The organism is Micromonospora sp. A202 (assembly GCF_006715105.1).
GTDB classification, from domain to species: Bacteria; Actinomycetota; Actinomycetes; order Mycobacteriales; family Micromonosporaceae; genus Micromonospora; species Micromonospora zamorensis.
This window is the reverse complement of sequence record NZ_VFMP01000001.1, coordinates 3,476,682-3,499,779: the sequence shown is the minus strand read 5'-3', so window position 1 is coordinate 3,499,779 and position 23,098 is coordinate 3,476,682. Positions and strand designations below refer to the sequence as shown.

At 71.5% G+C, this 23,098-nt stretch carries 19 protein-coding genes; 12 read left to right on the top strand and 7 right to left on the bottom strand.

What is annotated here, in order from left to right; all coding sequences use genetic code 11:
- Nucleotides 1–32 precede the first annotated feature (32 nt).
- Both FBZ33_RS16370 and FBZ33_RS16365 read right to left on the bottom strand, forming a co-directional pair.
- Entirely contained in the window at nt 33–1,355 is a 1,323-nt protein-coding gene (locus tag FBZ33_RS16370) for a carbohydrate ABC transporter substrate-binding protein (protein ID WP_141909720.1), read from the bottom strand.
- Between the two features lie 153 nt (nt 1,356–1,508).
- Nucleotides 1,509–2,486 carry a LacI family DNA-binding transcriptional regulator gene (locus tag FBZ33_RS16365; protein ID WP_185755319.1) on the bottom strand — a complete coding sequence of 326 codons (978 nt, stop codon included), beginning with the start codon at nt 2,484–2,486 and terminating at the stop codon, nt 1,509–1,511.
- Nucleotides 2,487–2,604: 118 nt separating this feature from the next.
- Between FBZ33_RS16365 and FBZ33_RS16360 the strand changes: the two genes are divergently transcribed.
- The gene (locus tag FBZ33_RS16360; RefSeq protein WP_141909718.1) at nt 2,605–4,428 is read left to right on the top strand and encodes a beta-galactosidase; all 1,824 of its coding nucleotides are present in this window, start codon (nt 2,605–2,607) and stop codon (nt 4,426–4,428) included.
- A gap of 60 nt (nt 4,429–4,488) precedes the next feature.
- Here the strand turns inward: FBZ33_RS16360 and FBZ33_RS16355 are convergent, their stop codons facing one another.
- The 4 genes from FBZ33_RS16355 to FBZ33_RS16340 all read right to left on the bottom strand — a co-directional run bounded on the left by FBZ33_RS16355 (nt 4,489) and on the right by FBZ33_RS16340 (nt 11,234).
- A complete protein-coding gene (locus FBZ33_RS16355; protein ID WP_141909717.1) occupies nt 4,489–5,811 on the bottom strand; it encodes a hypothetical protein in 1,323 nt (440 codons plus the stop codon).
- Nucleotides 5,812–6,348: 537 nt separating this feature from the next.
- Entirely contained in the window at nt 6,349–7,932 is a 1,584-nt protein-coding gene (locus FBZ33_RS16350; protein ID WP_185755318.1) for a carboxylesterase/lipase family protein, read from the bottom strand.
- Nucleotides 7,933–8,051: 119 nt separating this feature from the next.
- Complete coding sequence (locus FBZ33_RS16345; RefSeq protein WP_185755317.1) at nt 8,052–9,650, bottom strand: carboxylesterase/lipase family protein; 1,599 nt, start codon at nt 9,648–9,650, stop codon at nt 8,052–8,054.
- Between the two features lie 363 nt (nt 9,651–10,013).
- Complete coding sequence (locus tag FBZ33_RS16340; RefSeq protein ID WP_141909714.1) at nt 10,014–11,234, bottom strand: ROK family transcriptional regulator; 1,221 nt, start codon at nt 11,232–11,234, stop codon at nt 10,014–10,016.
- Nucleotides 11,235–11,567: 333 nt separating this feature from the next.
- On the opposite strand from FBZ33_RS16340, the gene FBZ33_RS16335 reads away from it, so the two are divergent.
- From FBZ33_RS16335 to FBZ33_RS16290, 10 genes are all read left to right on the top strand, one after another.
- Nucleotides 11,568–12,548, top strand: a complete 981-nt coding sequence (locus FBZ33_RS16335) for a DUF2804 domain-containing protein (RefSeq protein WP_141909713.1) — start codon at nt 11,568–11,570, stop codon at nt 12,546–12,548.
- Between the two features lie 138 nt (nt 12,549–12,686).
- On the top strand, nt 12,687–13,670 hold the full coding sequence (locus FBZ33_RS16330; RefSeq protein WP_141909712.1) for a zinc-binding alcohol dehydrogenase: 984 nt from the start codon (nt 12,687–12,689) through the stop codon (nt 13,668–13,670).
- A 2-nt stretch (nt 13,671–13,672) separates the two neighbouring features.
- Nucleotides 13,673–14,071: a 6-carboxytetrahydropterin synthase gene (locus tag FBZ33_RS16325; protein WP_141909711.1), complete on the top strand. Its 399-nt coding sequence runs from the start codon at nt 13,673–13,675 to the stop codon at nt 14,069–14,071.
- Nucleotides 14,068–15,150, top strand: coding sequence for a glycosyltransferase family 4 protein (locus tag FBZ33_RS16320; protein WP_255508896.1), 1,083 nt, complete (start codon nt 14,068–14,070; stop codon nt 15,148–15,150). Before FBZ33_RS16325 ends, FBZ33_RS16320 begins: the two co-directional genes overlap by 4 nt.
- Entirely contained in the window at nt 15,147–15,965 is an 819-nt protein-coding gene (locus FBZ33_RS16315; RefSeq protein ID WP_141909710.1) for a class I SAM-dependent methyltransferase, read from the top strand. Before FBZ33_RS16320 ends, FBZ33_RS16315 begins: the two co-directional genes overlap by 4 nt.
- Nucleotides 15,966–16,031: 66 nt before the next feature.
- Entirely contained in the window at nt 16,032–16,970 is a 939-nt protein-coding gene (locus tag FBZ33_RS16310; protein WP_141909709.1) for a lysylphosphatidylglycerol synthase transmembrane domain-containing protein, read from the top strand.
- Between the two features lie 57 nt (nt 16,971–17,027).
- Nucleotides 17,028–17,711: a GTP cyclohydrolase II gene (ribA, locus tag FBZ33_RS16305; RefSeq protein ID WP_141909708.1), complete on the top strand. Its 684-nt coding sequence runs from the start codon at nt 17,028–17,030 to the stop codon at nt 17,709–17,711.
- Nucleotides 17,708–18,418, top strand: a complete 711-nt coding sequence (locus FBZ33_RS16300) for a dihydrofolate reductase family protein (protein ID WP_088948533.1) — start codon at nt 17,708–17,710, stop codon at nt 18,416–18,418. Before ribA ends, FBZ33_RS16300 begins: the two co-directional genes overlap by 4 nt.
- A gap of 155 nt (nt 18,419–18,573) precedes the next feature.
- Nucleotides 18,574–19,125: a DinB family protein gene (locus tag FBZ33_RS16295; RefSeq protein WP_141909707.1), complete on the top strand. Its 552-nt coding sequence runs from the start codon at nt 18,574–18,576 to the stop codon at nt 19,123–19,125.
- Nucleotides 19,126–19,226: 101 nt separating this feature from the next.
- Complete coding sequence (locus tag FBZ33_RS16290; protein ID WP_141909706.1) at nt 19,227–21,932, top strand: hsp70 family protein; 2,706 nt, start codon at nt 19,227–19,229, stop codon at nt 21,930–21,932.
- Nucleotides 21,933–21,939: 7 nt separating this feature from the next.
- Here FBZ33_RS16290 and FBZ33_RS16285 read toward each other — a convergent pair whose 3' ends face one another.
- A complete protein-coding gene (locus FBZ33_RS16285) occupies nt 21,940–22,443 on the bottom strand; it encodes a Rieske (2Fe-2S) protein (protein WP_255508895.1) in 504 nt (167 codons plus the stop codon).
- An 82-nt stretch (nt 22,444–22,525) separates the two neighbouring features.
- On the opposite strand from FBZ33_RS16285, the gene FBZ33_RS16280 reads away from it, so the two are divergent.
- Nucleotides 22,526–23,098 carry a nucleosidase gene (locus FBZ33_RS16280; protein WP_088948530.1) on the top strand — a complete coding sequence of 191 codons (573 nt, stop codon included), beginning with the start codon at nt 22,526–22,528 and terminating at the stop codon, nt 23,096–23,098.

Sequence of the window (23,098 nt, the reverse complement as noted above, 5' to 3'; positions counted from 1 at the left end):
CGGCAGCCCGGTCCCGGGCTGCCGCCGGGGCGTCACTTGCCCGCTTGCCGCAGCTTCTCGCTGGCGTCGTTCAGCGCGGTCTGCCACTGGTCGACGGTCTTGTCGCCGCTGATGATGCTGTTCGCGGTGTCGAAGAGCGTGCCCTTGATGTTCACGCCCTCGACCGGCGCGGTGCTGGCGAAGCCGCCAACCAGAGCGGTGACGGTCGGGTCCTCGTAGAGCTGGTAGAACGGGGCGATCTCGGCGGGCAGCGTCGAGGCGATGCCCTTGACCGGCTGGATCGCGTTGGACTTGGCGAAGATGCCGGCGGCCTCGTCGGAGTAGAGGTACGCGACGAAGTCCTTCGCGGCGTCCTTGTTCTGGGCTCCGCTCGGAACCCAGGCCGACTCGACGATCGTGGTCAGGTAGCGCTTGCCACCTGCGGTGACCGCCGGCAGCGGAGCCATCGCCCACTCGAACCCGTTGGCGCGCGGCGCGTCCTTCATCTCACCGACGACCCACGTGCCGTTCGGCATGAACAGCGTCTTGTTGTCGAGGAGCGACTGCTGGTTCTTGGTGAAGTCCTGCTCGTTCGCGTACCCCACAGTGGTCTTCGCCGCGTAGCTCAGCAGCTTGGCGGTGATGTCCAGGGCCTGGCGGGCCTGGGCGGTCTTCCAGACGCCGTCGGAGTAGGTCATCGCGTCCTTGTAGAACTGGTCACCGCCCACGTCGGCGAGCAGCGCGAAGAAGAACGAGTCGAGGTAGCCCGCGGTCGGGTAGGTGAACAGCGCGATGCCCTCGGCCTTGGCGGTGTCGCCGAGCTTGAACATGTCGTCCCAGGTGGCGGGGACCTGCCACCCCTTCTGCGCGAAGAGACCCTTGTTGTAGACCAGGCCGGTCGGCGCGTAGTACATCGGCATCAGGTAGGTCTTGTCGTCGTTGTACGGGTTCGTGCTGAGGTTGCCGACGATCCCGTCGGCGAGCTTGGCCCGCACCGTGGTCTGCTCGCCCGGCACGGTCATGTCCAGGACGCCGGTGAGGTCCTCCAGCGCCTTGTCCTTGACCAGCGTCTCGGCGAGCGCGGCCTTGCGGCCCTGGGGCAGCACCACGACGTCCGGGAACTTGCCGGCCTTCATGTTCGGGCTGATCTCGTCCTCAAGGGTCTTCGAGAGCTGCAGCTGCACGTCCACATCGGGGTGCTTGGCCTTGTACGCCTCGACGACCTGGACGTACATGTCCCGGCCGTAGCCGCCCTCGAAGGCCGCGACCTTCAGGGTCTTCTTGCCGTCGGCGTTGTCGTCGCCTCCGGAACAGCCCGCGATCAGGCTGAGCGCTGTCGTCGCGACGACAGCAAGGACGATGGGTTTTCTCAACATGGGGGTGGTCCTCCGGGGCGGGGCGCACATCGGTGCGGGAGTGATCGGCGTGCACGAGGGCGCGGTCCGCTAGATCACTGGGGCGGGCCGCGCGTTGTTACTGTGGCACCCGTAACATGAGTCGTCAAGAACGATGTGCCGACGGCATGACGGTCAGCGGGTCCGCGGCGCCGCGGTCGACTCCCGGACTATCAGGGTCGCCGGCGTCAGCGTTTCGCCGTCTTCATCGGTGCCGAGCAGGAGTGCGACAGCGGCCGCCCCGGAGCGGTAGAAGTCCTGCCGAACGGTGGTGAGCGGCGGGTGGCAGTACGCGGCCAGCTCGATGTCGTCCACGCTCACGATCGACACGTCCTGCGGCACCGACCGCCCGCGCTCCCGCAGCGCCTTGATCACGCCGAAGGCCATCTCGTCACTGGCGACGAAGACGGCGGTGACCTCGGGAATCATCGCGAGGATCTGCCCCTGGCGGTAGCCCGACTCGGGCGACCAGTCGCCCTCCAGTGCCGGTGGCGCGTCGATCCCGGCGGCCGCCAGGCACTCCTGCCAGCCCTGCCGACGCTGCCGTGCCTCGATCCACTCGTCCGGCCCGGCCACGTGCCACACCTGGCGGTGCCCCGCGTCCAGCAGGTGCTGGGTGGCCGTGCGCCCCGCCTCGTGCTGGTCGATGCCCAGCACCCGCGCCCCGGTGGTGCGCGAGCCGTCCACCGTGACTGTGGGAATGTCCCGCGTGATGTCCTCCATCCGCTGGGTCACGGAGATCAGGGGGACCGCGATGATGATGCCGTCGACGCCCTGGTCGGAGAGCTTGAGCAGGGATTTCTCCATCAACGCGGTGTCCAGCTCGGCGAGGGTCGCGATGCTCACCGAGTAACCCGCCTGACCGGCCGCCGCCTCCACCCCGGCGGTCACCGCCGAGCGCGAGTAGTAGCCGCCGGCCTGCAGCAGGACCAGGCCGAGCGTGAAGCTTCGACCCGAGGACAGCAGTCGGGGAGCGCCGTTGTACCGGTATTTGAGCTGCTCGACCGCGTTGAGCACGCGACGCCGGGTCTCCGCGTTGACGTTCGGCGAGTCGCGCAGCGTGCGCGAGACCGTCTGCGCCGACACACCGGCGGCGCGTGCCACGTCAGCCATGCTCGGCTGCCTGCCACGCATTGTCGCCTCGGTCATCCGCCCCGCCCTCCTGAGAACCCGGTACGGCGGCATCCTAGCGTCATTGTTACGGATGGCACGGGTAACATAGGCTTCCGCCATGATCGAGACGACCCGGCCGGGCAACACACTGACACCGTTGAACAGGCCATCGCCCGCGCTCGGATGGAGCGACCGTCAGCTCCACCGACACGGCGTCCCCCACCGCATCCTCTCCGGCGCCCTGCACTACTTCCGGGTCCACCCGGAGCTGTGGCGCGACCGGATCCGGCGGCTGGCCGACCTCGGTCTCAACACCCTCGACACGTACGTGCCGTGGAACTTCCACCAGCCGCACGCGGACCGCTCGCCCCGCTTCGACGGCTGGCACGACCTTGAGGCGTTCGTCGCACTCGCCGGTGAAGAGGGCCTCGACGTCGTCCTGCGGCCCGGCCCGTACATCTGCGCGGAGTGGTCCAACGGTGGCCTGCCAGGCTGGCTCACCGCCCGCGACGTGGTCCTACGCAGCTCCGACCCGGCGTTCACCGGGCCGGTGGAGCGTTGGTTCGACGAGCTGATTCCCCGCATCGCACGGCAGCAGACGCAGGCCGGCGGGCCGGTCGTGGCGGTGCAGGTCGAGAACGAGTACGGCAGCTACGGTGACGACGAGGCGTACCTGCGCTGGATTCGCTCGGCCCTGCTCGACCGCGGCATCACCGAGCTGCTGTTCACCGCCGACGGCCCCACCGAACTGATGCACGACGCCGGGACGGTGCCCGGAACGCTGGCCGCGGCCACCCTCGGCTCGAAGCCCGAAGCCGCCCGTAGCCTCTTCGCCCGGCGCCGGCCCGACGAACCGTTCGTGGTCGCCGAGTACTGGAACGGCTGGTTCGACCACTGGGGCGAGCGACACCACGTCCGCGCGGTGGACAGCGCCGTCAAGACTCTCGACGCCATCATCGACGAGGGCGGAAGCGTCAGCCTCTACATGGCGCACGGAGGCACCAACTTCGGCCTGTGGGCCGGCGCCAACGCGGACCGAGGCCGGCTGCAGCCCACCATCACCAGCTACGACTCCGACGCGCCAATCGCCGAGGACGGCACGCTGACCGCCAAGTTCCACGCCATGCGCGCGGCCCTCGGCGCGACCGGACAGCTGCGAGTTTCCGAGCGGATGCCGGTGCTCCCGCCGGCACAGGTGCCGCTGACCCACCGCGCCGACCTGATCGCCGGTCTGCGCGCCGTGCCCACCCCGGAGTCGACCGGTGCACGACCGGCGACCTTCGAGCAGCTCGGCCTGGACGCCGGGATGGTGCTGCTCACCGCCCACCCGAGGATCCCCACGGGTGACCACGTCATCATCCTGACCGACGTACGCGACCGGGCGATCGTCCTCGTCGACGGGGTGCCGATCGGTGTCGCCGACTCCGAGCATCCGGAGCTGCCGATCCGCGGCACCGGTGCGGCAGTGCGCCTGGAGATCCTGGTGGAGAACCTCGGCCGTATCAACTACGGCCCGCTGGTCGGTCAGCACAAGGGCCTGCTCGGGCCGGTGCTCGTCGACCGCCGGATCGTGCACGGCTGGACCAGCTCGCCGATCGCCCTGTCCGAGTGGACACCGGACGACCTGCGCCGCGCCACCTCCGCCGGACCCGCCAGCACCGGTGCCGGCTTCGCGGTGGCGACGGTGTCCATCGAGAAGCCGGCCGACACCTTCCTTGCCCTGCCCGGGTCGGTGCACGGCCTGGTCTGGGTCAACGGATTCCTGCTCGGCCGCTACTGGGACATCGGCCCGCAGGTGACGCTCTACTGCCCCGCGCCACTGCTGCGCGCCGGCGAGAACACGGTTGTCGTACTGGACACCGACCGCCTCGGGCCGGTCCTGGAGTTGCGCGACCATCCTGAGCTGGGCCCCACCGAGGAGTACGTGGAGGAGTTCGACTGACCGTCTGACCGGGCCCCGGTCGCCCGCCTGCGAGCGGTCGTCCGGGGCCCGACAGGCCGGTCAGGCGCGATTGCGACGACGCTTCACCAGCAGGAATCCCAGGCCGACCGCGAGCACTGCGGCACCGCCGCCGGCGGCGAGCGGCAAGACGGTCGAGCGACCGCCACCGGCGGTGAGCTCCTCGGAGCCGAGCTCGGTGACCGGCTCGGAGCCGTCGGTCACGGCTTCCGTGCCGGCGCTCGCGCTCGCACTGGGGGTGGGAGTGGCCGCGCTGGGGGTCGGGGACGCGGACGGGGACTTCGAGGGGGCCGGGTCGATGGCGGCGAGCGAATCGCCGTTCAGCGCGACCTTGACCTTGGCCTGACCACCGCCGGAGGACACGACGGCGAGGGACAGCTTGCTCGCCTTGTCCGTCAGTTTGGTGATGGCGTCCGCGTTCGGCGGTGCGTTGTTGGTGGCAGTCTTGTCCGCCGTCGTGGTGTCGATGAGTGACGAGGCACCGTAGGAGCCCTTGGGGACACGGTAGGCGTGGACGCCCTCGAGCTTCGCGTCGAAGTTGCCGGCCGCGTGGCGGTACTCGATGACGAGCCGGTCGCCGCCCAGGGCGATGTCCAGGGCCCGGACTCCGCTGCCCTTGCCGTGCAGGGAGCGCAGCGTGTAGACCCCCGACTTGGTGACCTTGAGAGACGCCCCGCCGTTGAGCCATCCGGCACGGATCATCTCCGGTGCGGAGAAGCCGGCCGGTCGGTACCCACCGGCCATGATGGTTGTGTGGCTGGCGCCCCCTGACTTGCACGCGCCCAGGTTGCCGCCGGTGCACTTGGCGCGACCCTGGTGCCCGAAGCCCAGGTTGTGTCCGAGTTCGTGGCCGACCACGTCGATGCCGCTGGCGGTGCCGTACAGGTTGATCCAGGTGGTCGGGCCGGGGAGGGTGGCGAGGCCGGCCCAGGGGCAGTTCGTCTTCTGTGCCGGGAAGACGATCGACAGGCTTTCGTAGTCCTTGCCCGCGACCAGGCCGCGCTTGGTGAGCTCCTCCCGGGTCAACTGGTTGATCTTGCCCTGCGGGCAGCCGGCGGCGCTGAGGTCCAGCTTGATCGGGCCGAGGAACTGCTCCGGTACGGCGGGCACCAGCGTGTACTGCCCACGCGACAACTCCGACAGGTACGACGCGGCCGAGTCGCTCTTCGCGCCGAAGTAGGTGTCCGGCGTGGACGCCTTCACCTTGTCCGGAAACTGGAAGGAAGCGTCGTTGAACTCCACCAGAACGGGGAGGATCTTCCTCTTCACCGGGGCGGCGGCCGCGGGGGTGCCGGGGAGCGTGGCGGTGGTCAGTACGGCGATGCCTGTGGCCAGAGCGATGCGGCCGAGGGCAGACAGCTTCATGTGGTCCTGTTCCTTCAAGGGGGGATGCCTGGGCGCCAAGGACGCCGGTGTCCGTGGCTGTACGACTGGTTTCGGCAGCGTCGGGCCGCGCCAGCCCGGCGGAGCTGAAGCGGCTGATGACGAGGGAGTCCTGCCGGTCTCGTGCAGGGTTCGCGATGGAGCCGTGGCCGCAGGTGGAGCCGGGCCGGCCGCCCGCGCTGGACCAGTGAGCTAGGGGCGAGCAGCGAAGGGGACGATCGGGAGGAAAGAAGTCAGGAGCAGCCGAAGCTGCCGCATGCACCACATCCTATGACATCCTATGTCTGATGTCGTATGAACCTAGGGCGCATCGATGTGTCCGTCAAGTGTTCGCTCCTGGGTCGACAGACCGAACATCGCCGGGGGTGGGTGGCGACCAGGTCCAGCGCGGTCACCGCACCGCCGCGGCGCCGCGCAGGCAGCCCCGACGGCAGTCGATCGGTGAGATGCAACAATGCGGGCCCGCCCCGTGGAGGGCGAGCCCGCACTGTTCTGTTTATTGGTGCGCGCGGTAAGAGGTCAGCTGAGCCAGAGGCCGCAGTTGTGCTCCGCCGCGAAGGTGTTGATCACTCGGCTCGCTCCGCCGGTGCGCAACTGCATGACGTTCTCGTCGCCGCCGTAGGTCGGCCACGATGGGGCACCCCGGTAGTTCGGGTTGCCGTTGTGGGCGAAGGCGCCCCAGTACCGCATCATCTGGTCCGACAGCTTCTTCTGCTGCGCGGTGAGGGGCCGCTCGCCGAGAGTGAAGTCGAACAGGTAGGCCAGCTCGCCGCTGTGTCCGTTGGAGACATCCTCACCCGGGACGCGGAACCCGTAGAGGGTCGGCGAGGTCGGGTCGTTGAACTCGTAGCGGTAGAGCGGGGTCTTGGTCGAGATCACCCGAGCGGCCTGCTCGGTCTGGCACGCGCGACCAGCGTCGGTGTGCACCTGCGTGATGGCGTCCCACGGGCTCTTGAACTTGCTCAGCGGGTACGTCGCGAGGACGCGGTCGGCCTTGTCGCCGTACTCCCGCTTGATCGTGTCGACGTAGCCCTGCGCGGTGATTCCGGCGAGGGCGGTCTCGGTGAGCCGGTTCTCGGAGCGCGTGGTACCGGACATCACCGGCACCTTGTTCCAGGTGCCGTCGGCGAACGCGTCGGCGAACGACTTGGGCAGCAGCGAGCCGCCCACCTTGGAGTTACCGAGGTAGTTCGCCTGGTTGGCGACGAGCTTCCCGGGCCAGGCCGCGCGCAGGCAGTTGACAACGGTGGCGGCATCGGTGCAACCCACCGACTCGGCGAACCCGACACCCCGCTGCTCGCCGACCGCGAGCGTGTTGCGGCTGGCCAGGCACTGCTGGCTCTGCACGATCGCCTTGTGGAACAGCCCCTTGGCGGCCGGCATGGCGAGCATGTCGCACACGCCCTGTCCGCCGGCGGACTGGCCGTAGATCGTCACGTTGTTCCGGTCGCCGCCGAAGTTGGCGATGTTGTCCCGGACCCACTTCATCGACGCGAGCTGGTCCATCCGGCCGTAGTTGCCGGACCCACCTTCGGTGACCTCGCTGAGCGCGGGGTGGGCGAGGAAACCGAGCGCCCCGAGGCGATAGTTGATCGAGACGATGATGGTGTCGGTCTTGGCGGCCATCGTTCCGCCGCCGTAGATGACGCCGGTGCCCTGGGTGTGGCCACCGCCGTGGAACCAGAGCATGACCGGCAGTTTGGCGTTCTTCGCGACCTTGCTCGGCCGGTAGACGTCGAGGTAGAGGCAGTCCTCGCTGACGGCCTGCTCCTCGCGGATCCCGGTCGGCTCGAACTGCACGCATGCCGGGGCCTGCTGATCGGCCGACCGGATTCCCCGCCACGACTCCGGCGCGGCCGGAGGGGCGAACCGCAGGTCGCGTACCGGGGGTGCCGCGTACGGCAGGCCGAGGAACTGGTCGAACTGGTTCGTCGCGACGCCACGGACGAGTCCGTTCCGGCTCTGCACGACGGGGTCACCGCCGCGTCCGTCGCCCTTGCTGTCCGCCTGGGCGACGGCACCGGCGCCCGCGCCGAGCAGCAGCACAGGGGCGATCACGGCGGCAGCCCAGGTGGCCAGGCGACGCTTGGGGAAACTTCTCACGAATTGGTCCTTTCGGTCGATCGAAGGGGGTGTACGCAGCTGTTGCTTGCCCGAAGCGCTCGTTGCCGGGATCCGCGACGTGGTGCCGAGGCACCACCTCGCGGACCTCGCCGACGCGGTCAGACAGCGGGACTGACCGCGTCCCACACCGAGCAGTTGTGCGATTCGCCGACCTTGGTGTCGGCGACCCGCTGGGCGCTGGGTGCCGCGAACTGCAGGAGGTCACCCTGCGGGGCGTACCGGGGCCAGGTCGGCGCGAACTGCACGTTCGGGTTACCGTCGCGGGCGAAGCTGCCCCAGTAGCTGATCATCTGGTTGGACAGGTCGACCTGCTCGCCGCTGAAGGGCAGGGCCGTGCCGAGGTAGTCCCAGAGGTAGCCGAGGTCGTTGACGTGGGTGGCACCGAAGGGGTAGTCGGTGTTGAGGCGCCAGATCGAGACGAAGGCCGGAGCATTCTTCTCGGCGAACTCGTAGGCGTAGGTCCTGGTGTCCTTCGCCAGCCGCTCGCGCAGCGTCTGGTCCCGACACGCACGCTGGTCGCTCTGGATCGCACCCCAGGTGACGGTGGGCGACTTGTAGTTCACCACCGGGTAGGTGGCACGGATCTGGTCGACACCATTCGGGTACGTGGTGGAGATCAGGGTGTTGAGCTGTGCGGTGGTGAGCGGCTTGTCGAGGTAGTCGTACGCGGCGAAGACACTCTGCTGCGACTCGTCGGAGGTGCCGCCGACCAGGACCGGCAGGTCGGTCAGCTTGCCGGTCTTCATCAGCTCGATCGGATCGGTCGGCACGACGCGAGTGCCGGCGACGGCGCCCGACTGACGGACCTTGGCCTGCGCCGCGAGGATCTCGGTGGGGCTCTTCGAGCGGAGGCAGTCGACCTGGCCCGCGCCCGTCGGGCAGCCGATTTCGGCGCTGAACTGCTCGCCGCTCTCTCGGGCTGCCGGCAACGTCCGCAGAGGACTGCCGCCCCCGCTCTGGAGGATGGCGCGGTCGAAGAGACCTCGCGCGGTGGGCGAGGCAAGCTGCACGGCCGTGTTGCCGGCGCCCGCGGACTGCCCGGCGACTGTGACGTTGTTGGGGTTGCCGCCGAACGCCTTGATGTTCTTCTGCACCCAGCGCAGGGCTGCCTGCTGGTCCAGGATCGCGAAGTTGCCAGCCGAGCCGTCGCGGTTGTCTGCCTCAAGGGCCGGGTTCACGAGGTAGCCCATGGCGCCGAGCCGGTAGTTGATCGTGACGTAGACGACGTCCTCCCGCGTCACGAACTTGTCCGGGTTGGTGTCGCGCCCTGCGCCGGCGAAGTTGCCGCCGCCGTGGATCCAGAAGAAGACCGGGAGGTTCTTCTTTGAGGCGGTGCTGGGGCGGTACACGTTGAGGTAGAGGCAGTCCTCGGTCAGCGTGGGCTTGTCATATCCGGGGTCCCAGCCGGTGCCCTGTACGCAGGAAGCCCCGAACTGTGTCGCGTCCCTCGTGCCCTTCCACTTGGCGGCCGGCTGCGGTGCCTTCCAGCGAAGGTCACCGGTCGGCGGCGCGGCGAAGGGAATGCCCTTGAAGGAGGTCACCATGCTCTTGGCCTCGCCACGGACCGCACCCTTGTCGGTCTGGACGACGGGGGACTGGCCGGGGTAGGTGCTGGCGCCGCGTGAGGCGCTGGCGAAGTTTGCCATGGCGGGTGGGCCTGCGGTGACGGCCAGGGCAGCAGCCGCTGCGGCTGACACCCCCGCCACCCATCGAGCGGTGGGTCGGATCTTCATCGGTGGTCGTACCTCCATTTTTGCGGCAGGGGAGGTCCCCGGCTCGCACCGGTCCGGTGCCGCAGGTTGTCGTGGACGGGGGAGTCCACGTGAACGGGAGGTGCATCGGATCGACGAATGCACCGCCCGTGAAGGAGGCCAGGCGACGGTTCAGGCGAGTACCGGGCAAGGAGCCGGAGTGGAACGGTCGCGACGCTGGCGCTTCCCCCGACCGGCCGAGGACGGAGGAAGGCTTTGTTGTCCGGCAGAACATTACCGCTACCAGGAGACTTCGCAACACCAGGGTGAATTTGGTGTTGCGAACGCGCTGCGTCCGTGACCCGTCCGTTACCGGCTGACGGTCGCGGCGGGCAGTTGCCCCGCCCGAGCGAGCGCGACCGCACCGAGCAGCTCGGCCCGTTCCCCGAGCTCGCCGGTGAGCAGCTGCACGGACTCCGCCATGACGCTCGGCATGCGCTGGTCCATCGCTTCGCGCATGCCGGCGACAAACGGTTCTGCCGCCGCACCGAGCGCTCCGTCCACGATGATTGCCTCCGGGCTGAGCAGCACGCAGACGTCGGCGAGCACTCGCCCGAAGCCCCGACCGAGGTCAGCCAGGATGCGTCGGGTGCCCACCTCGCCCGCAGCCGCGAGCTCGCGGATGTCGGCGGCAGTCAACGGTTGCGGGTAGGTCGAGCCGATCGTTTCCATGAAGTCGCCGTACGTCACCGCGAGGCAGCCGCGACTTCCGCAGAGACACCATCGTCCGTTGGGAAGCACCTGCACATGCGCCAGTTCCCCAGCCAGGCCGCGCGCCCCCCGGTGCAGTCCGCCACCGAGGACCAGCCCGGCGCCGACCCCCTCGACCAGCTTGATGTAGATGAGGTCGTCCAGGCCGCGCCCCGCCCCGGCGGTCGCCTCGCCCAACGCTGCGAGGTTGGCGTAGTTCTCCGCCGCCGTCGGGATGCCCAGGTGTTCGGTGACCATGGGTTGCGGGTCTGAGCGAAACCAACCGAAGACCTTTCCGAGCTCGGGTACGGCCTCGTGGGCTGCATCGGGCATCCGGCCAAATGCCGCCCCGACCCCCCGCTCGAAGGCTGCCGGAACGCCGATGACGGCAAAGTCGGCCTGCTCCGGCGTCGACCCCGCCTCGGCGAACGCCTCCTCGAGCAGGCGCAGCCCTCGGTCGAGCACGCGTTGCTGGTCGCGATCGCCACCGATGTCGCGTTGCCGGTGGGCGGCAAAGGTGCCGTCCCAGCCGACCGCCGCGGCCCGGATCGTGGTGTGGCTGAAGCACAGGGCGGCGACCAGGCCGCCGGGGTTTGCCAGCGCGAGGCCCCTCGCGGGTCGGCCGCGACTGCGATGCCGTCGTCCGGTGTCGGCGGTGTGCTCGACGACCATGCCCCGTTGCAGGAGGCGATTGGCGATGCCGGTCACCGTCGTCTTCGGCAGGCCGGTCGTGGCACTCAACTCGGTCCGGCTGAGAACGGCTCCGCCCCGCAGCGCGGCGAGGACCAGTCGCTCGTTGCCGGGGGTGCCGTTCAGTGGGGCGGGGACAGCACGCGTCATGGGTCGAGCATACCGATTTAAGGACGGAAACAGTCTTAAATGCTGCCGTTGACCAGACTTCTTGGTCCGGATAGCCTCCGTTATGGCTCACTTAGAACGAGTTGAGTCAAAAGGTGCTCCGGCAGGCCGAGCCGGACGCCGACCGGCGAGCAGGTATGGGACCCGGCCAAGTCCCGGACCTGTCAGCCGGCCGGCTGCGGGATGCGGCCAGCTGTGGTGGAACTCTGGCGAGTGCGCAGCTGGTAGCACCCGCAGCTGGCGAAGCCCTTCCAGGCGGCACCACCGACCCTGTGGTCGGGTGTCTCGGAGGGCGGCGGGGCTATCGTGCACCTCGTGACCCACGAACGCGAACTCTCCTCACCTGTCGAGCTGTGCCAACCGGGCGGGCGGCTCAATCCCGCGGCCGTCGGCTGGACACGCCGCCCGCTGCACACCGCGAACCTGCGCGGCTGGGGCCGGACCAAGCGGTGGGAGTACTGGGGCATCGTGACGCCACGGCACATCGTCGGGCTGGTCGCTTCGTCGCTGGACTACGCCGGCGTGCACAGCGTCTATGTGCTCGACCGGGACAGCGGCACCGAGACGAAGGCCGACGTGGTGGTGCCGCTGGCGCGCGGGACGGTACTACCGCCGCACAGCGGCGTGGGCGAGGTTCGTGCACAGGGCGGTGGCCTGGCGATCCGGATCGCTCAGCGCCCGGACGGCACCGCCATCTCGGCCAGCGCCCCCGGAGTACGGCTGGAGGTGGACGTGCCGTTGCCGGCCGGCCACGAGTCGCTCGGCGTCGTCGTGCCGTGGAGCCCTACGCGATTCCAGTACACGGTCAAGGACGTCGGCCGCCCTGTCCTCGGCACGCTGGAACTGCACGGCCAGACGTACGAGATCGGTGGGCCGGACGCGTTCGCCGTGCTGGACCACGGTCGCGGCAGATGGCCGTACGCGATCACGTGGAACTGGGCCGCCGGTGCGGCACCGGGACGGGCGATCCAGCTCGGCGGTCAGTGGACTGACGGCACCGGGGTCACCGAGAACGGCCTGTTCGTCGACGGCCGGTTGCACAAGATCGGCGAGGAACTGCGCTGGACCTACGACCGGTCGGACTGGCTTCGCCCGTGGCGGATCAGCGGGGAACGGGTCGAGGCCGAGTTCCAGCCGTTCCACGAGAAGGTTGCCCGCACCAACCTGGGTGTCGTCGCGAACGAGACCCACCAGTGTTTCGGGCAATTCTCCGGCTGGGCGAAGACGGACGACGGGACGAAGGTGAGCCTCGACGGGCTCGTCGGCTGGGCCGAGGAGGCGCGCAACCGCTGGTAGCAGTTGCGTGGTCAGCCGGTCATCGGACCACTTCGAACTGTGGACACCTCCGCTCCGTGTTTATGATCGACAACCCGGGAGGGGCACGGAAGCCTGGCCGCTCGGTGCGGCCTCGAGCAAGAGGTGAGGTGCGCGACGGTGAACCGCGAGGCGTACGCCTGCTGGGTGCGTGAGCCCGGCGCGGCGGAGATCCGGCCTGTGACGCTGCCCGCTCCGGGGCCCGACGAGGTGCTGGTCCGAGCCCGGTACTCGGGGGTCAGCCGGGGCACCGAGACGCTGGTCTTCGCCGGCCGGGTGCCTGCCGACCAGCACGCCGCCATGCGCGCGCCCTTTCAGGAGGGTGACTTCCCCGGCCCGGTGAAGTACGGCTATCTCAGTGTCGGCGTGGTCGAGCAGGGCCCGCCGGACCTGCTCGGGCGCACGGTCTTCTGCCTGCACCCGCACCAGAGCGCGTACGTCGTGCCGGCCACCGCCGTGGTGCCCGTGCCGGACGGGGTGCCTCCGGCCCGGGCGGTGCTCGCCGGCACGGTGGAGACCGCGGTCAACGCGCTGTGGGACGCGGCGCCGCTGGTCGGTGACCGGGTCACCGTCGTGGGTGCGGGCATGGTGGGCTGCTGTGTCGCCGCGCTGCTCGCCCGTTTTCCCGGCGTGCACGTCGAGCTGGTCGACACCGACGTCCGGCGGGCCGGGGTGGCCGGCGCGCTCGGCGTCGAGTTCGCCCAACCGGACGACGCGACCGGCGACCGGGACCTGGTGGTGCACGCCAGCGCCACCGGCGCCGGGCTGCAACGCTCGCTGGACCTGCTCGCGCCGGAGGGCACTGTCATCGAGCTGAGCTGGTACGGCGACCGCCAGGTGCAGGTGTCGCTGGGTGGGGCGTTCCACTCCGGCCGGTTGAGCGTACGCAGCAGCCAGGTCGGCATGGTCGCGCCTGCCCGGCGTGGGCGGCGCAGCTACGCCGACCGACTGGCGCTCGCCCTCGACCTGCTCGACGACCCGGCCTTCGACGCCCTGATCACCGGTGCGTCCCGGTTCGCGGAGCTGCCCGACGTGCTTGCCAGACTGAGCACGGGCGACCTGCCCGCGCTCTGCCACCTCATCACCTACGACGACGGGGAGTGACAGTGTTCAGCGTGACCGTTCGGGATCACATGATGATCGCCCACAGTTTCCGAGGCGACGTGTTCGGCCCGGCCCAGCGTCTGCACGGGGCCACCTTCGTGGTGGACGCGATGTTCCGCAGGCCCGACCTGGACGCCGACGGCATCGTGGTCGACATCGGCCTGGCCACCGAGCAGCTGCGGGCCGTGCTGGGCGAGCTGACCTACCGCAACCTCGACGACGAGCCGGCCTTCGCCGGGGTGAACACCACCACCGAGGTGCTGGCCCGCACCATCGCGGACCGGCTGGTCGAGCGGGTCCACGCCGGTGACCTGGGCGCGGGGGCGCGTGACCTCACCGGCATCATCGTCACCCTGCACGAGTCGCACATCGCCTGGGCGAGCTACGAGCGTTCGCTGTGATCGATGCCGGTCGGACGGCGTCCACCGGCGGGTCGGACACGACCTTCCGCACGGTGCACGTCCTCCTGCCCGGTGACATCGACGACGTGGCCACTCCCAGCGGTGGCAACACGTACGACCGGCGGGTCTGCGCGGGGCTCGGTGAGCGCGGCTGGTCGGTGCGCGAACACCCGGTGCCCGGCGCGTGGCCGGACCCCGACCCGGTCGACCGGGCGAAGCTGACCGAGCTGCTCGACGCCACGCCCGACGACGCCGTGGTGCTGCTCGACGGCCTGATCGCCTCGACAGTGCCGGACCTGCTCGTCCCGCATGCCCGCCGGCTGCGCCTGGTCGTCCTCGTGCACCTGCCGTTCGACGACGAGGCGGAGGCCCGGGCGCTGACCACCGCCCGGGTCGTCGTCACCACCAGCGAGTGGACCCGCCGTCACCTGGTGGCCCGCCATCCGGCGCTCGCCGACCGGATCCGGGCGGCCCCTCCCGGGGTGCGGCCGGCACCGCCGGCACCCGGCTCGGTCACCGGCGACCGACTGCTCTGCGTCGCGGCCGTCACCCACCACAAGGGGCACGACGTGCTGGTCGACGCGTTGTCCACGCTGGTCGGGCTGCGCTGGACGATGGTGTGCGCGGGCACCCTGACCCGGGAGCCGGGCCTCGTGGGGCGGCTGCGGGAGCGGCTCACCGGCGCCGGCCTCACCGAGCGGGTGCGCCTCGTCGGTCCGCTGACCGCAGCGGCGCTGGACGCCGCGTACGCCGATGCCGACCTGCTGGTCCTGCCGTCGCGGGGCGAGACGTACGGGATGGTCGTCACCGAGGCGCTGGCGCGCGGCCTGCCGGTGCTCGCCACCGAGGTCGGCGGGTTGCCGGAGGCGCTCGGCCACGCGCCCGGCGGTGACCGGCCGGGCCTGCTCGTCGCCCCGGACGACCCCGCCGCGCTGGCCAACGCGTTGACCCGCTGGCTGACCGACGACCCGCTGCGGGCCCGACTGCGGCGTGCCGCTCTGGCCCGGCGCGACACCCTGACCGACTGGCCGGTGACCACCGCGTTGCTGGCCGCCGCGCTGGAGGAGGTGGCGGGATGACCGTCGAGGAGACCCTGCCGTTCGCCGACTGGCTGGGACTGCGGGAGCCGGCCGACGCGGCGGCGCGTGCCGAGGACCTGCTGGACGCCGTTCGCCCCCGACTGGCCGGTGACGCCCCGACGGTGATCCACGACCTGGGCAGCGGCACCGGCTCGATGAGCCGCTGGGTGGCACCCCGCCTGCCCGGCTCGCAGCACTGGGTGCTGCACGACCGGGACGCAGACCTGCTGGCCCGTGCCGCCGAGGGCATGACCGGGGTGACCGCCTCCGACGGCGCGCCGGTCACCGTGAGCACCCGCTGCGGTGACCTCACCCGGCTGAGCGCCGCCGACCTGGCCGATGCTTCGCTGTTCACCGCGTCCGCGCTGCTGGACATGCTCAGCGTCGAGGAGATCGAGCGGGTGGTGGCCGCCTGCGTGGGCCGGCCGACCCTCTTCGCCCTCTCGGTGACCGGGCGGGTCCGGTTCACCCCGGCCGATCCACTGGACGCGGTGGTCGAGGCCGCGTTCAACGACCACCAACGGCGTACGGTCGACGGCCGGCGGCTGCTCGGCCCGGACGCCGTCGCCGCCACTGTCGCCGCGTTCGCCCGGCGGGGCGTGCGCGTGCGGGAACGGCCCAGCGCGTGGCGGCTGGGTCCGGAGCACGCCGACCTGGCCGCCGAGTGGTTCCGGGGCTGGCTGGGCGCGGCCTGCGAAGAGCGTCCCGACCTGGCCGGCCCGGCCGAGGCGTACGCCCGGCGTCGGCTGGCCGACGCGGCGGCCGGGCGGCTCACCGTCCTGGTCGAACACAGTGACCTCCTCGCCGACGGATGAACCGTTCTCACCCTGGGTACGTGGACTAGGGCAAGTGGACGATCTTCAAGGGGAGGGCCGACGCCGATGTTCTGGGCCTGGGCACGAGTGGTCGGTGGGGTGGGTCTGCTCGCCGTCCTGTTGTGGCAGGTGGGCACCGGCCCGTTCCTCGCCGGGGTGCGACTGATCGACGCGCCGGCGCTGGCTGCGGCGCTGGTCATCGGGGTGCTCACCACTGTCTGCGCGGCGTGGCGGTGGAGTCTGGTCGCCGGTGGCCTGGGCGTGCGGCTGCCGCTGGCCACCGCCGTGGCGCACTGCTACCGGGCCGTGTTCCTCAACGCCACCCTTCCCGGCGGTGTGCTCGGCGACGTGCACCGGGCGGTCCGCCACGGCCGGGACGCCGGTGACGTCAGCCGGGGCATCCGCGCGGTGGTCTGGGAACGCACCGCCGGGCAGGTGGTGCTGGTCGGCGTCGCGCTGGTGGTGCTCGCGGCCTTCCCGTCCCCGGTGCGGCCGTACCTGCCGGTCGCCGCCGGCCTGCTGCTCGCGGGCGGGCTGGTCACCGTGCTGCTGGCCCGGGCCGTGCCGAACGCCGGCCCCTCGCGCTGGGCGCGGGCGATGCGCACCGCCGTGGCGGACGTGCGGTCCGGGTTGCTGGCCCGGCGCACCTGGCTCGGCGTGCTGATCGCCTCCGCGGTGATGGTCGCCGGTCACCTGGCCACCTTCCTGGTGGCGGCACGTACCGCCGGATCGGACGCCCCGCTGTCACGACTGCTGCCGTTGACGCTGCTCGCCCTGCTCGCCATGGGCCTGCCGTTGAACGTCGCCGGCTTCGGCCCGCGCGAGGGGGTGGCCGCGTGGGTGTTCGGCGCGGCCGGCCTCAGCGCGGCCGAGGGCGTCGCCACCGCCACCGTCTACGGTGCACTGATCCTGGTCGCCAGCCTGCCCGGAGCGGCCGTGCTGCTGGCCCGGCGCAATCGAGTTCCGGCCGCCGCCCGGGAAGCCGCCCCCGTCGGCGGCTGTTGAGTCGGTTGTGAGACGTACGCGTCGCCGCGCGTCGGCGGCGCCGGACAAAGGAGTCCCATGCCCGAAGCATTGCCGGTCGCCACGATCCGTACGCAGGTCACGGTGCCATTGACGTTTCCCGACGGCTACTCCACGACGGTCCGGGTGTTCTCGTTCAAGGGGCTGGTGGACGGCCGGGAGCACCTCGCACTCGGTCTCGGCGACTGGGCGGGCGCTCTGGACCGGCTCGCCGCCGGGGGAGAGCCCCCGTTGGTCCGTCCGCACAGCGAGTGCCTGACCGGCGACGTGTTCGGCAGCCAACGCTGCGACTGCGGGCCGCAGTTGCGCGAGGCGGTGCAGCGGATCACCGAAGCTGGCGGTTTCCTGCTCTACCTGCGCCAGGAGGGTCGCGGCATCGGCCTGTACGCCAAACTCGACGCGTACGCGTTGCAGGACGCCGGGCTGGACACCTACCAGGCCAACGTGGCGCTGGGCCGGGGCGAGGACGAGCGGGACTACACCGCCGCCGCACAGATGCTGGCCACGCTGGACGTGCCGCGGATCCGACTGCTCAGCAGCAACCCGGACAAGGCCGAGCAGCTGACGAGGCTGGGCGTGGACGTCGCCGAGCGGGTGCCCACCAGCGTGTTCCTCTCCCCGGCCAACGCCGACTACCTGGCGGCGAAGGCGGCCAAGGCGGCGGAGGCCGAGGCGGCGGAAGCGCTCACGAGTGGCACCTCCGACCGGGCTGGCCCCCGATGAGCTGCCAGCCGGAGCCCTCGCGACCGTACGTTCTGCTCAGCTGCGCGGCCTCGATCGACGGCTACATCGACGACGCCTCCGAGCAACGCCTGCTGCTGTCCAACGACGACGACCTGGACCGGGTCGACGCGGTCCGGGCCAGTTGCGACGCGATCCTGGTCGGCGCCGGCACCGTCCGCCGCGACGACCCGCGGCTGCTGGTGCGCTCGCCGAGTCGGCGGGCGGAGCGGGCCGCGTCCGGCCGACCCGAATCACCCACCAAGGTCACGCTGACCGCCCAGGGTGATCTCGACCCGACCGCCCGCTTCTTCACCGCCGGTGATTCGACCCGGCTCGTCTACTGCGCCACCGATGCGGTCGAGAAGACCCGGGAGCGCCTCGGTCGCCTGGCCACCGTCATCGACGCGGGCGAGCCGGTCGACCCTGGATGGCTGTTGACCGACCTGGCCGCGCGGGGTGTGCAGCGGCTGATGGTGGAGGGCGGCGGGACGGTGCACGCCCAGTTCCTCGCCGCCGGTCTCGCCGACGAGCTGCACCTGGTGGTCGCCCCGTTCTTCGTCGGCGACGGGCGGGCGCCCCGGTTCGTCGGCGAGGGTCGTTTCCCCTGGCACCCGGGCCGCCGCGCCCGGCTGGCCGAGGCCCGCCAGATCGGCGACGTGGTCCTGCTCCGCTATGCCCTCTCCGCGCGCTGCGCCGCCGACTCCTGATCGTCGCGTTGGGCCCGCGCCGGCGGGGCACTCGCTGCGAGCGTGATGACTGTGCGGCATCTTGATGCCGCACAGTCATCACCCGCACGCCGGTCATGAGCCGGCGGGTGCTTATTCTGTCGACGGCGACGTCGGTGCCCCGACAGAATCCTCGGATGTCCGTAACGTCCATTGCCCTCCTGCGCTGGCAGTTCGACCTGACGTGGGCGCTGTTCGAGTACCACCTCGAACGACTCGAAGCCGACGGCTTCCTCTGGGAGCCGACCCCGCACTGCTGGTCGGTCCGGCGCAGCGCCGACGGCACCTGGACGCCGGACTGGGCCGACACCGAACCCGACCCGGTCCCGGCGCCGACGATCGGCTGGCTCACCTGGCACATCGGCTGGTGGTGGACCGTGACCATGGATCATCTCCGGGGTGCGCCACCGCGCCAGCGCACGGACGTGGTGTGGCCCGGCGCGGGTGAGCCGAGCGTCGCGTGGCTGCGGGGCCTGCGCACCGAATGGCTGGGCCTGCTCGACCACCTCAGCGACGCCGACCTCGAGGGCAACGCGACGTTCCCCTGGCCGGGCGAGACCGACCACACGGTCACGCACACGATCGGCTGGGTCAACGCCGAGCTGATGAAGAACGTCGCGGAGATCGGTCAACTCCGGCTCCTGCGAGCGGCCGACGTGCAAACGACCAACGAGAGGGTCGGTGGATAGGGTGGCCCCGACCGTCCCCTGACCGAGTGATCAGCCCGGCGGCGGGGCCTGCGTACGATGCGGGGTCGAGTTCCCCTCGTCGCGGCGGAGGTATCGGGCAGATGGCAGGCCAGCACGAGGGTTTCGCCCTCGGCGTCGACCTTGGTACGTCCAACACGGTCGCGGTGCTGCGCTGGCCCGACGGGCGCACCCGTCCGCTGTTGATGGACGGTCAACCGCTCAGCCCCTCCGCCGTGTACGCCGACCCGGACGGCACCCTGCACACCGGGTGGGACGCCCGGCGGTTGGCGCAGGCGGACCCGGCCCGGTTCGAGGCGAACCCGAAGCGCCGGGTGGACGAGCCGACCGTTGTGCTCGGCGACCGCTCGTACCCGCCGGCCGACCTGCTCGCCGCGGTGCTGGCGTCGGTCGCGCGGGCCGCGGTGGGCACCGTCGGCTTCCTGCCCCCGGCCGTTCTCACCTGCCCGGCCGCCTGGGACGCGACGCGACGGCAGGTGCTCGCCGACGCCCTGCTGCTGGCGGGGTGGCCGCAGGTGGCCGAGCACACCCTGGCCGGGCCGACGCCGCCGGGCACCCGGCTGCTGCGGGAGCCGGTGGCCGCCGCCCGCTACTACACGCAGGTGCTGCATCGTCCGGTGCCGGTCGGCGGCGCGATCGCGGTGTTCGACTTCGGTGGCGGCACGCTCGACGTCGCGGTGCTGCGCAACGAGGGCGCCGACCCGTGGGGTGACTCCGGCTTCAGCGTGGTCGCCGACGGTGGCCTGCCCGACCTGGGCGGTCTGGACCTCGACGCGGCCCTGGTCCGGCGGGTAGGTGAGCTGGTCGGTGAACGGCACGCCGCGCAGTGGGCCCGGTTGACCCGGCCGGCGGACCCGGCGCAGCGCCGCGACCAGGTGCGGTTCTGGGACGAGGTACGGGGTGCGAAGGAGACGTTGTCCCGGTCCACTGTCGCGCCGGTCGCCGTGCCGGGGGTGGCCGATACGGTCCAGCTGACCCGGGCGGACGTCGAGCGGGCGGCCACGCCGTTGCTGCGTCGGGCGGTGGAGCGCGCCCGGGAGGTGATCGCCGCAGCCGGTCTCAGCCCCGACCAGCTCGCCGGGCTGTTCCTCGTCGGCGGCTCGTCACGGATCCCGCTGGTGGCCCGGATGCTGCACGCCGAGCTGGGGGTCGCCCCGACCGTGCTGGACCAGCCGGAGCTGCCGGTGGCCGAGGGCGCACTGACCGACCTGCCGCTGCGCAAGCCGCTGCCCGCCCCGGCGTACGTGGGACCACCGCCCGCGCCGGGCCCCGTGAGCCCGCCCGCGCCGGGCCCCGTGAGCCCGCCCGCACCGGCCGGAGCCGCCGCGCCGGTCGTACCGTCGCAGCCCTGGCCGGGGTCGACCCCGCCGGCGGGCCCGCCTCCCGGGCCGGGTTGGGCCGCAGCGGCCCCGACCCTGCCGGCGGGTGGGCCGCGCTGGCGGCGGGCGCGCTGGGTGGTGCTCGGCGCGGTGCTGGCCCTGGTCGGGGTGGGCGCCGCGGCGACGATCTACCTGACCCGTGACCGCTACCCCGATCTGGAGTTCGGGTCGCTGCGTGAACTGTCCCGGCCCAAGGCCGGGACCGAGCGGCCGGCCGGCATGTGGACGGCGATGCTCGGCGACCGGGCCTACCTCGGGTTCCCGCTGCCGGACGACCGGCTGGAGGTGGTGGCCGTCGACACCGCAACCGGCGACGAGCTGTGGCGCGAGCAGACCGACGCGCGGGCCGACGACTGGGAGGCGATCATCGCCGTCCCGGGGGCGGTCGCGGTCCTCGCCGACGCGTCGGGCGACAGCACCCCGCGCCCGCTGGCCGTGCTCGACGCGCGTACGGGCGAACAGCGTTGGCAGCGGTCGGTCCGTGGTGACGACAACGTCTACTTCGCCGACGACACGGCGGTGCTCGTGGACCGGTCCGCGGCCCAACTGGTCGGCCTGCGCCTGAGCAACGGCACTCAGAAGTGGGCCCAGCCCACCCCCCGCGACCAGTTCGACGGCAGCCGCACAGTGGTCCGGCCGGTGGGCACCGCGAAGGCGGCGGGCGGGCCGGCCTTCCTCGACGGCACGCCCCGCAACTCGTGGACGGGCAAGGGGCGGCAGCTCATCCAGGTCGGCGCGGACCGGTCGGTGCGGCTGCTCGACATGGCGTCCGGCAAGGTGCTGCGCCGCTGGGGCAGTGTCGCCGACCTGGACGACCTGGTGGTCGCGCACGGGGACCGCCTGTACGTGGCCGGCAACGACGGCGGTTACCAGCTGCTGTCGTACGACCTGGGTTCCGACGCGGCGCCGGTGGTGCTGCACCGGGCGGGCAACGACGACTACCGTCCGAAGGGACTGGTGGCCTGCGGCGAGCGGCGGGCCTGCCTGTTGCAGGTGCCGAACAACGACGCCGCGCGCACCGAAGTGGTGGCGGCGACCGAAGGTGAGCCCGCGATCCGCTGGTCGGCGCCGGGCGTGACCGACCTGGTCCCGTTGGGTGAGCGGCTGCTCGCCCAACGGGAGTACCCGGACCCGACCGTCACCCTCTTCGACGCCTCCGGCAAGCCGGTGCTGTCCGACCGGGGCGGTGTGGCGGTCCGGCTGGACGAGGGCAACCTGCTGGTCTTCGCCAAGGCGCCCAGCATGGTCGCGGACAACCGCGTACTGGCCGGTGTGTGGGCCGAGTCCGGTGAGGTGGACGAGTTGGGCGAGCTGAAGGACGTCCGCAGCGCGTCCTGTTCGTGGAACACCCACGTGATCGCCTGTGGCGCGGAGAAGGACTTCGTGCTCTACCGCTTCGCCGAAGACTGACCGCGCGTCAGGCGCGCACGATGGTCGTGCCGTCGACGCGGACCGGTATCTCCGTCAGGCCCTTCGTGGCGGGGCCGCCCAGTCGGGCACCGTCGCCGGCGGAGAAGGTCGAGTTGTGCGCGGGGCAGGTGATCACCCCGTCGCGGGGTGCGCCGACGCGGACGCCCTGGTGCGGGCAGGTCGCGTCGTAGGCCTTGAAGGCGCCGGCCTCCGGCTGGACGACCAGCACGCCCCCGGCAACCGTGCCGCCACCGACCGGAACGTCCCCGGTGCGGGCCAGCACCGTGCCGGGCGCAGCGGACGCCGTACCGCCCGTCGGGCTGTCACCGGCGCCGCAGGCGCTCAGCAGCCCGGCGGCGCCGAGGGCGCCCGCCCCGGTCAGCAGACCGCGCCGGCTCAGGCACCAGCGGTTGTCACGGAGGAACTCCTGTCCGTCGTACACCGTCGTCACCTCTCCGTCGGCGGACCGGACCGCCGTCGCCCGGTTGCTCGCCGGTTCAGCCTGCCGCACCCGGCTGAACGTGCGATGCGTCCCCGCTGAGCGGTGGCTGGGTGCGGTTGGTGGTCGAGGAGCCGGCTCGTACGATGCTCCGGTGAATCTTCGGGGTACGGTCCGCGCCGATCGTCCGCTGGTGGTGCTCGCCGTCGGGGAGGAGGCCCGCTACCTGCCGCCCGACCTGCCGGTGCTGCTCACCGGCATGGGCAAGGTGAACGCCGCCAGCGCGGTGGCGGCGGTGCTGGCCGCCGGGCCACGACCGCGCCTGCTGCTCAACCTGGGCACGGCCGGGGCGTTGCGCCCCGGGTGGGCCGGCATCCACGAGGTCGCCACAGTGCTCCAGCACGACCTGGACACCGACCTGCTGCGGACGCTCACCGGCGAGACCTACGGAGCGCCACTGTCGCTGGCCACCGAGGGCGCGGTGCTGGCCACCGGTGACACGTTCGTGGCCGACGACGACGCCCGGGACCGGTTGGCGCAGCGCGCCGACCTGGTCGACATGGAGGGGTACGCGGTGGCGTGGGCCGCCGCGCAGGCCGGTGTGCCGTGCCGAGTGGTCAAGCAGGTCAGCGACGAGGCGGGGGAGGGCGCGGCCCGGACCTGGAAGGAGTCGGTGGACGCGTGTGCCCGGGACCTCGCCGAGTGGGCCGGCCGACACATCGCCTGA

Bases quoted from the DNA above. Each gene is read 5' to 3' on its own strand.
- FBZ33_RS16295 (WP_141909707.1), top strand. From the start codon at position 18,574: ATGTCCGTAACGTCCATTGCCCTCCTGCGCTGGCAGTTCGACCTGACG.
- FBZ33_RS16355 (WP_141909717.1), bottom strand. From the start codon at position 5,811: ATGAAGCTGTCTGCCCTCGGCCGCATCGCTCTGGCCACAGGCATCGCC.
- FBZ33_RS16365 (WP_185755319.1), bottom strand. From the start codon at position 2,486: ATGGCTGACGTGGCACGCGCCGCCGGTGTGTCGGCGCAGACGGTCTCG.
- FBZ33_RS16315 (WP_141909710.1), top strand. From the start codon at position 15,147: ATGACCGTCGAGGAGACCCTGCCGTTCGCCGACTGGCTGGGACTGCGG.
- FBZ33_RS16310 (WP_141909709.1), top strand. From the start codon at position 16,032: ATGTTCTGGGCCTGGGCACGAGTGGTCGGTGGGGTGGGTCTGCTCGCC.
- ribA (WP_141909708.1), top strand. From the start codon at position 17,028: ATGCCCGAAGCATTGCCGGTCGCCACGATCCGTACGCAGGTCACGGTG.
- FBZ33_RS16340 (WP_141909714.1), bottom strand. From the start codon at position 11,234: ATGACGCGTGCTGTCCCCGCCCCACTGAACGGCACCCCCGGCAACGAG.
- FBZ33_RS16290 (WP_141909706.1), top strand. From the start codon at position 19,227: ATGGCAGGCCAGCACGAGGGTTTCGCCCTCGGCGTCGACCTTGGTACG.
- FBZ33_RS16360 (WP_141909718.1), top strand. From the start codon at position 2,605: ATGATCGAGACGACCCGGCCGGGCAACACACTGACACCGTTGAACAGG.
- FBZ33_RS16300 (WP_088948533.1), top strand. From the start codon at position 17,708: ATGAGCTGCCAGCCGGAGCCCTCGCGACCGTACGTTCTGCTCAGCTGC.
- FBZ33_RS16370 (WP_141909720.1), bottom strand. From the start codon at position 1,355: ATGTTGAGAAAACCCATCGTCCTTGCTGTCGTCGCGACGACAGCGCTC.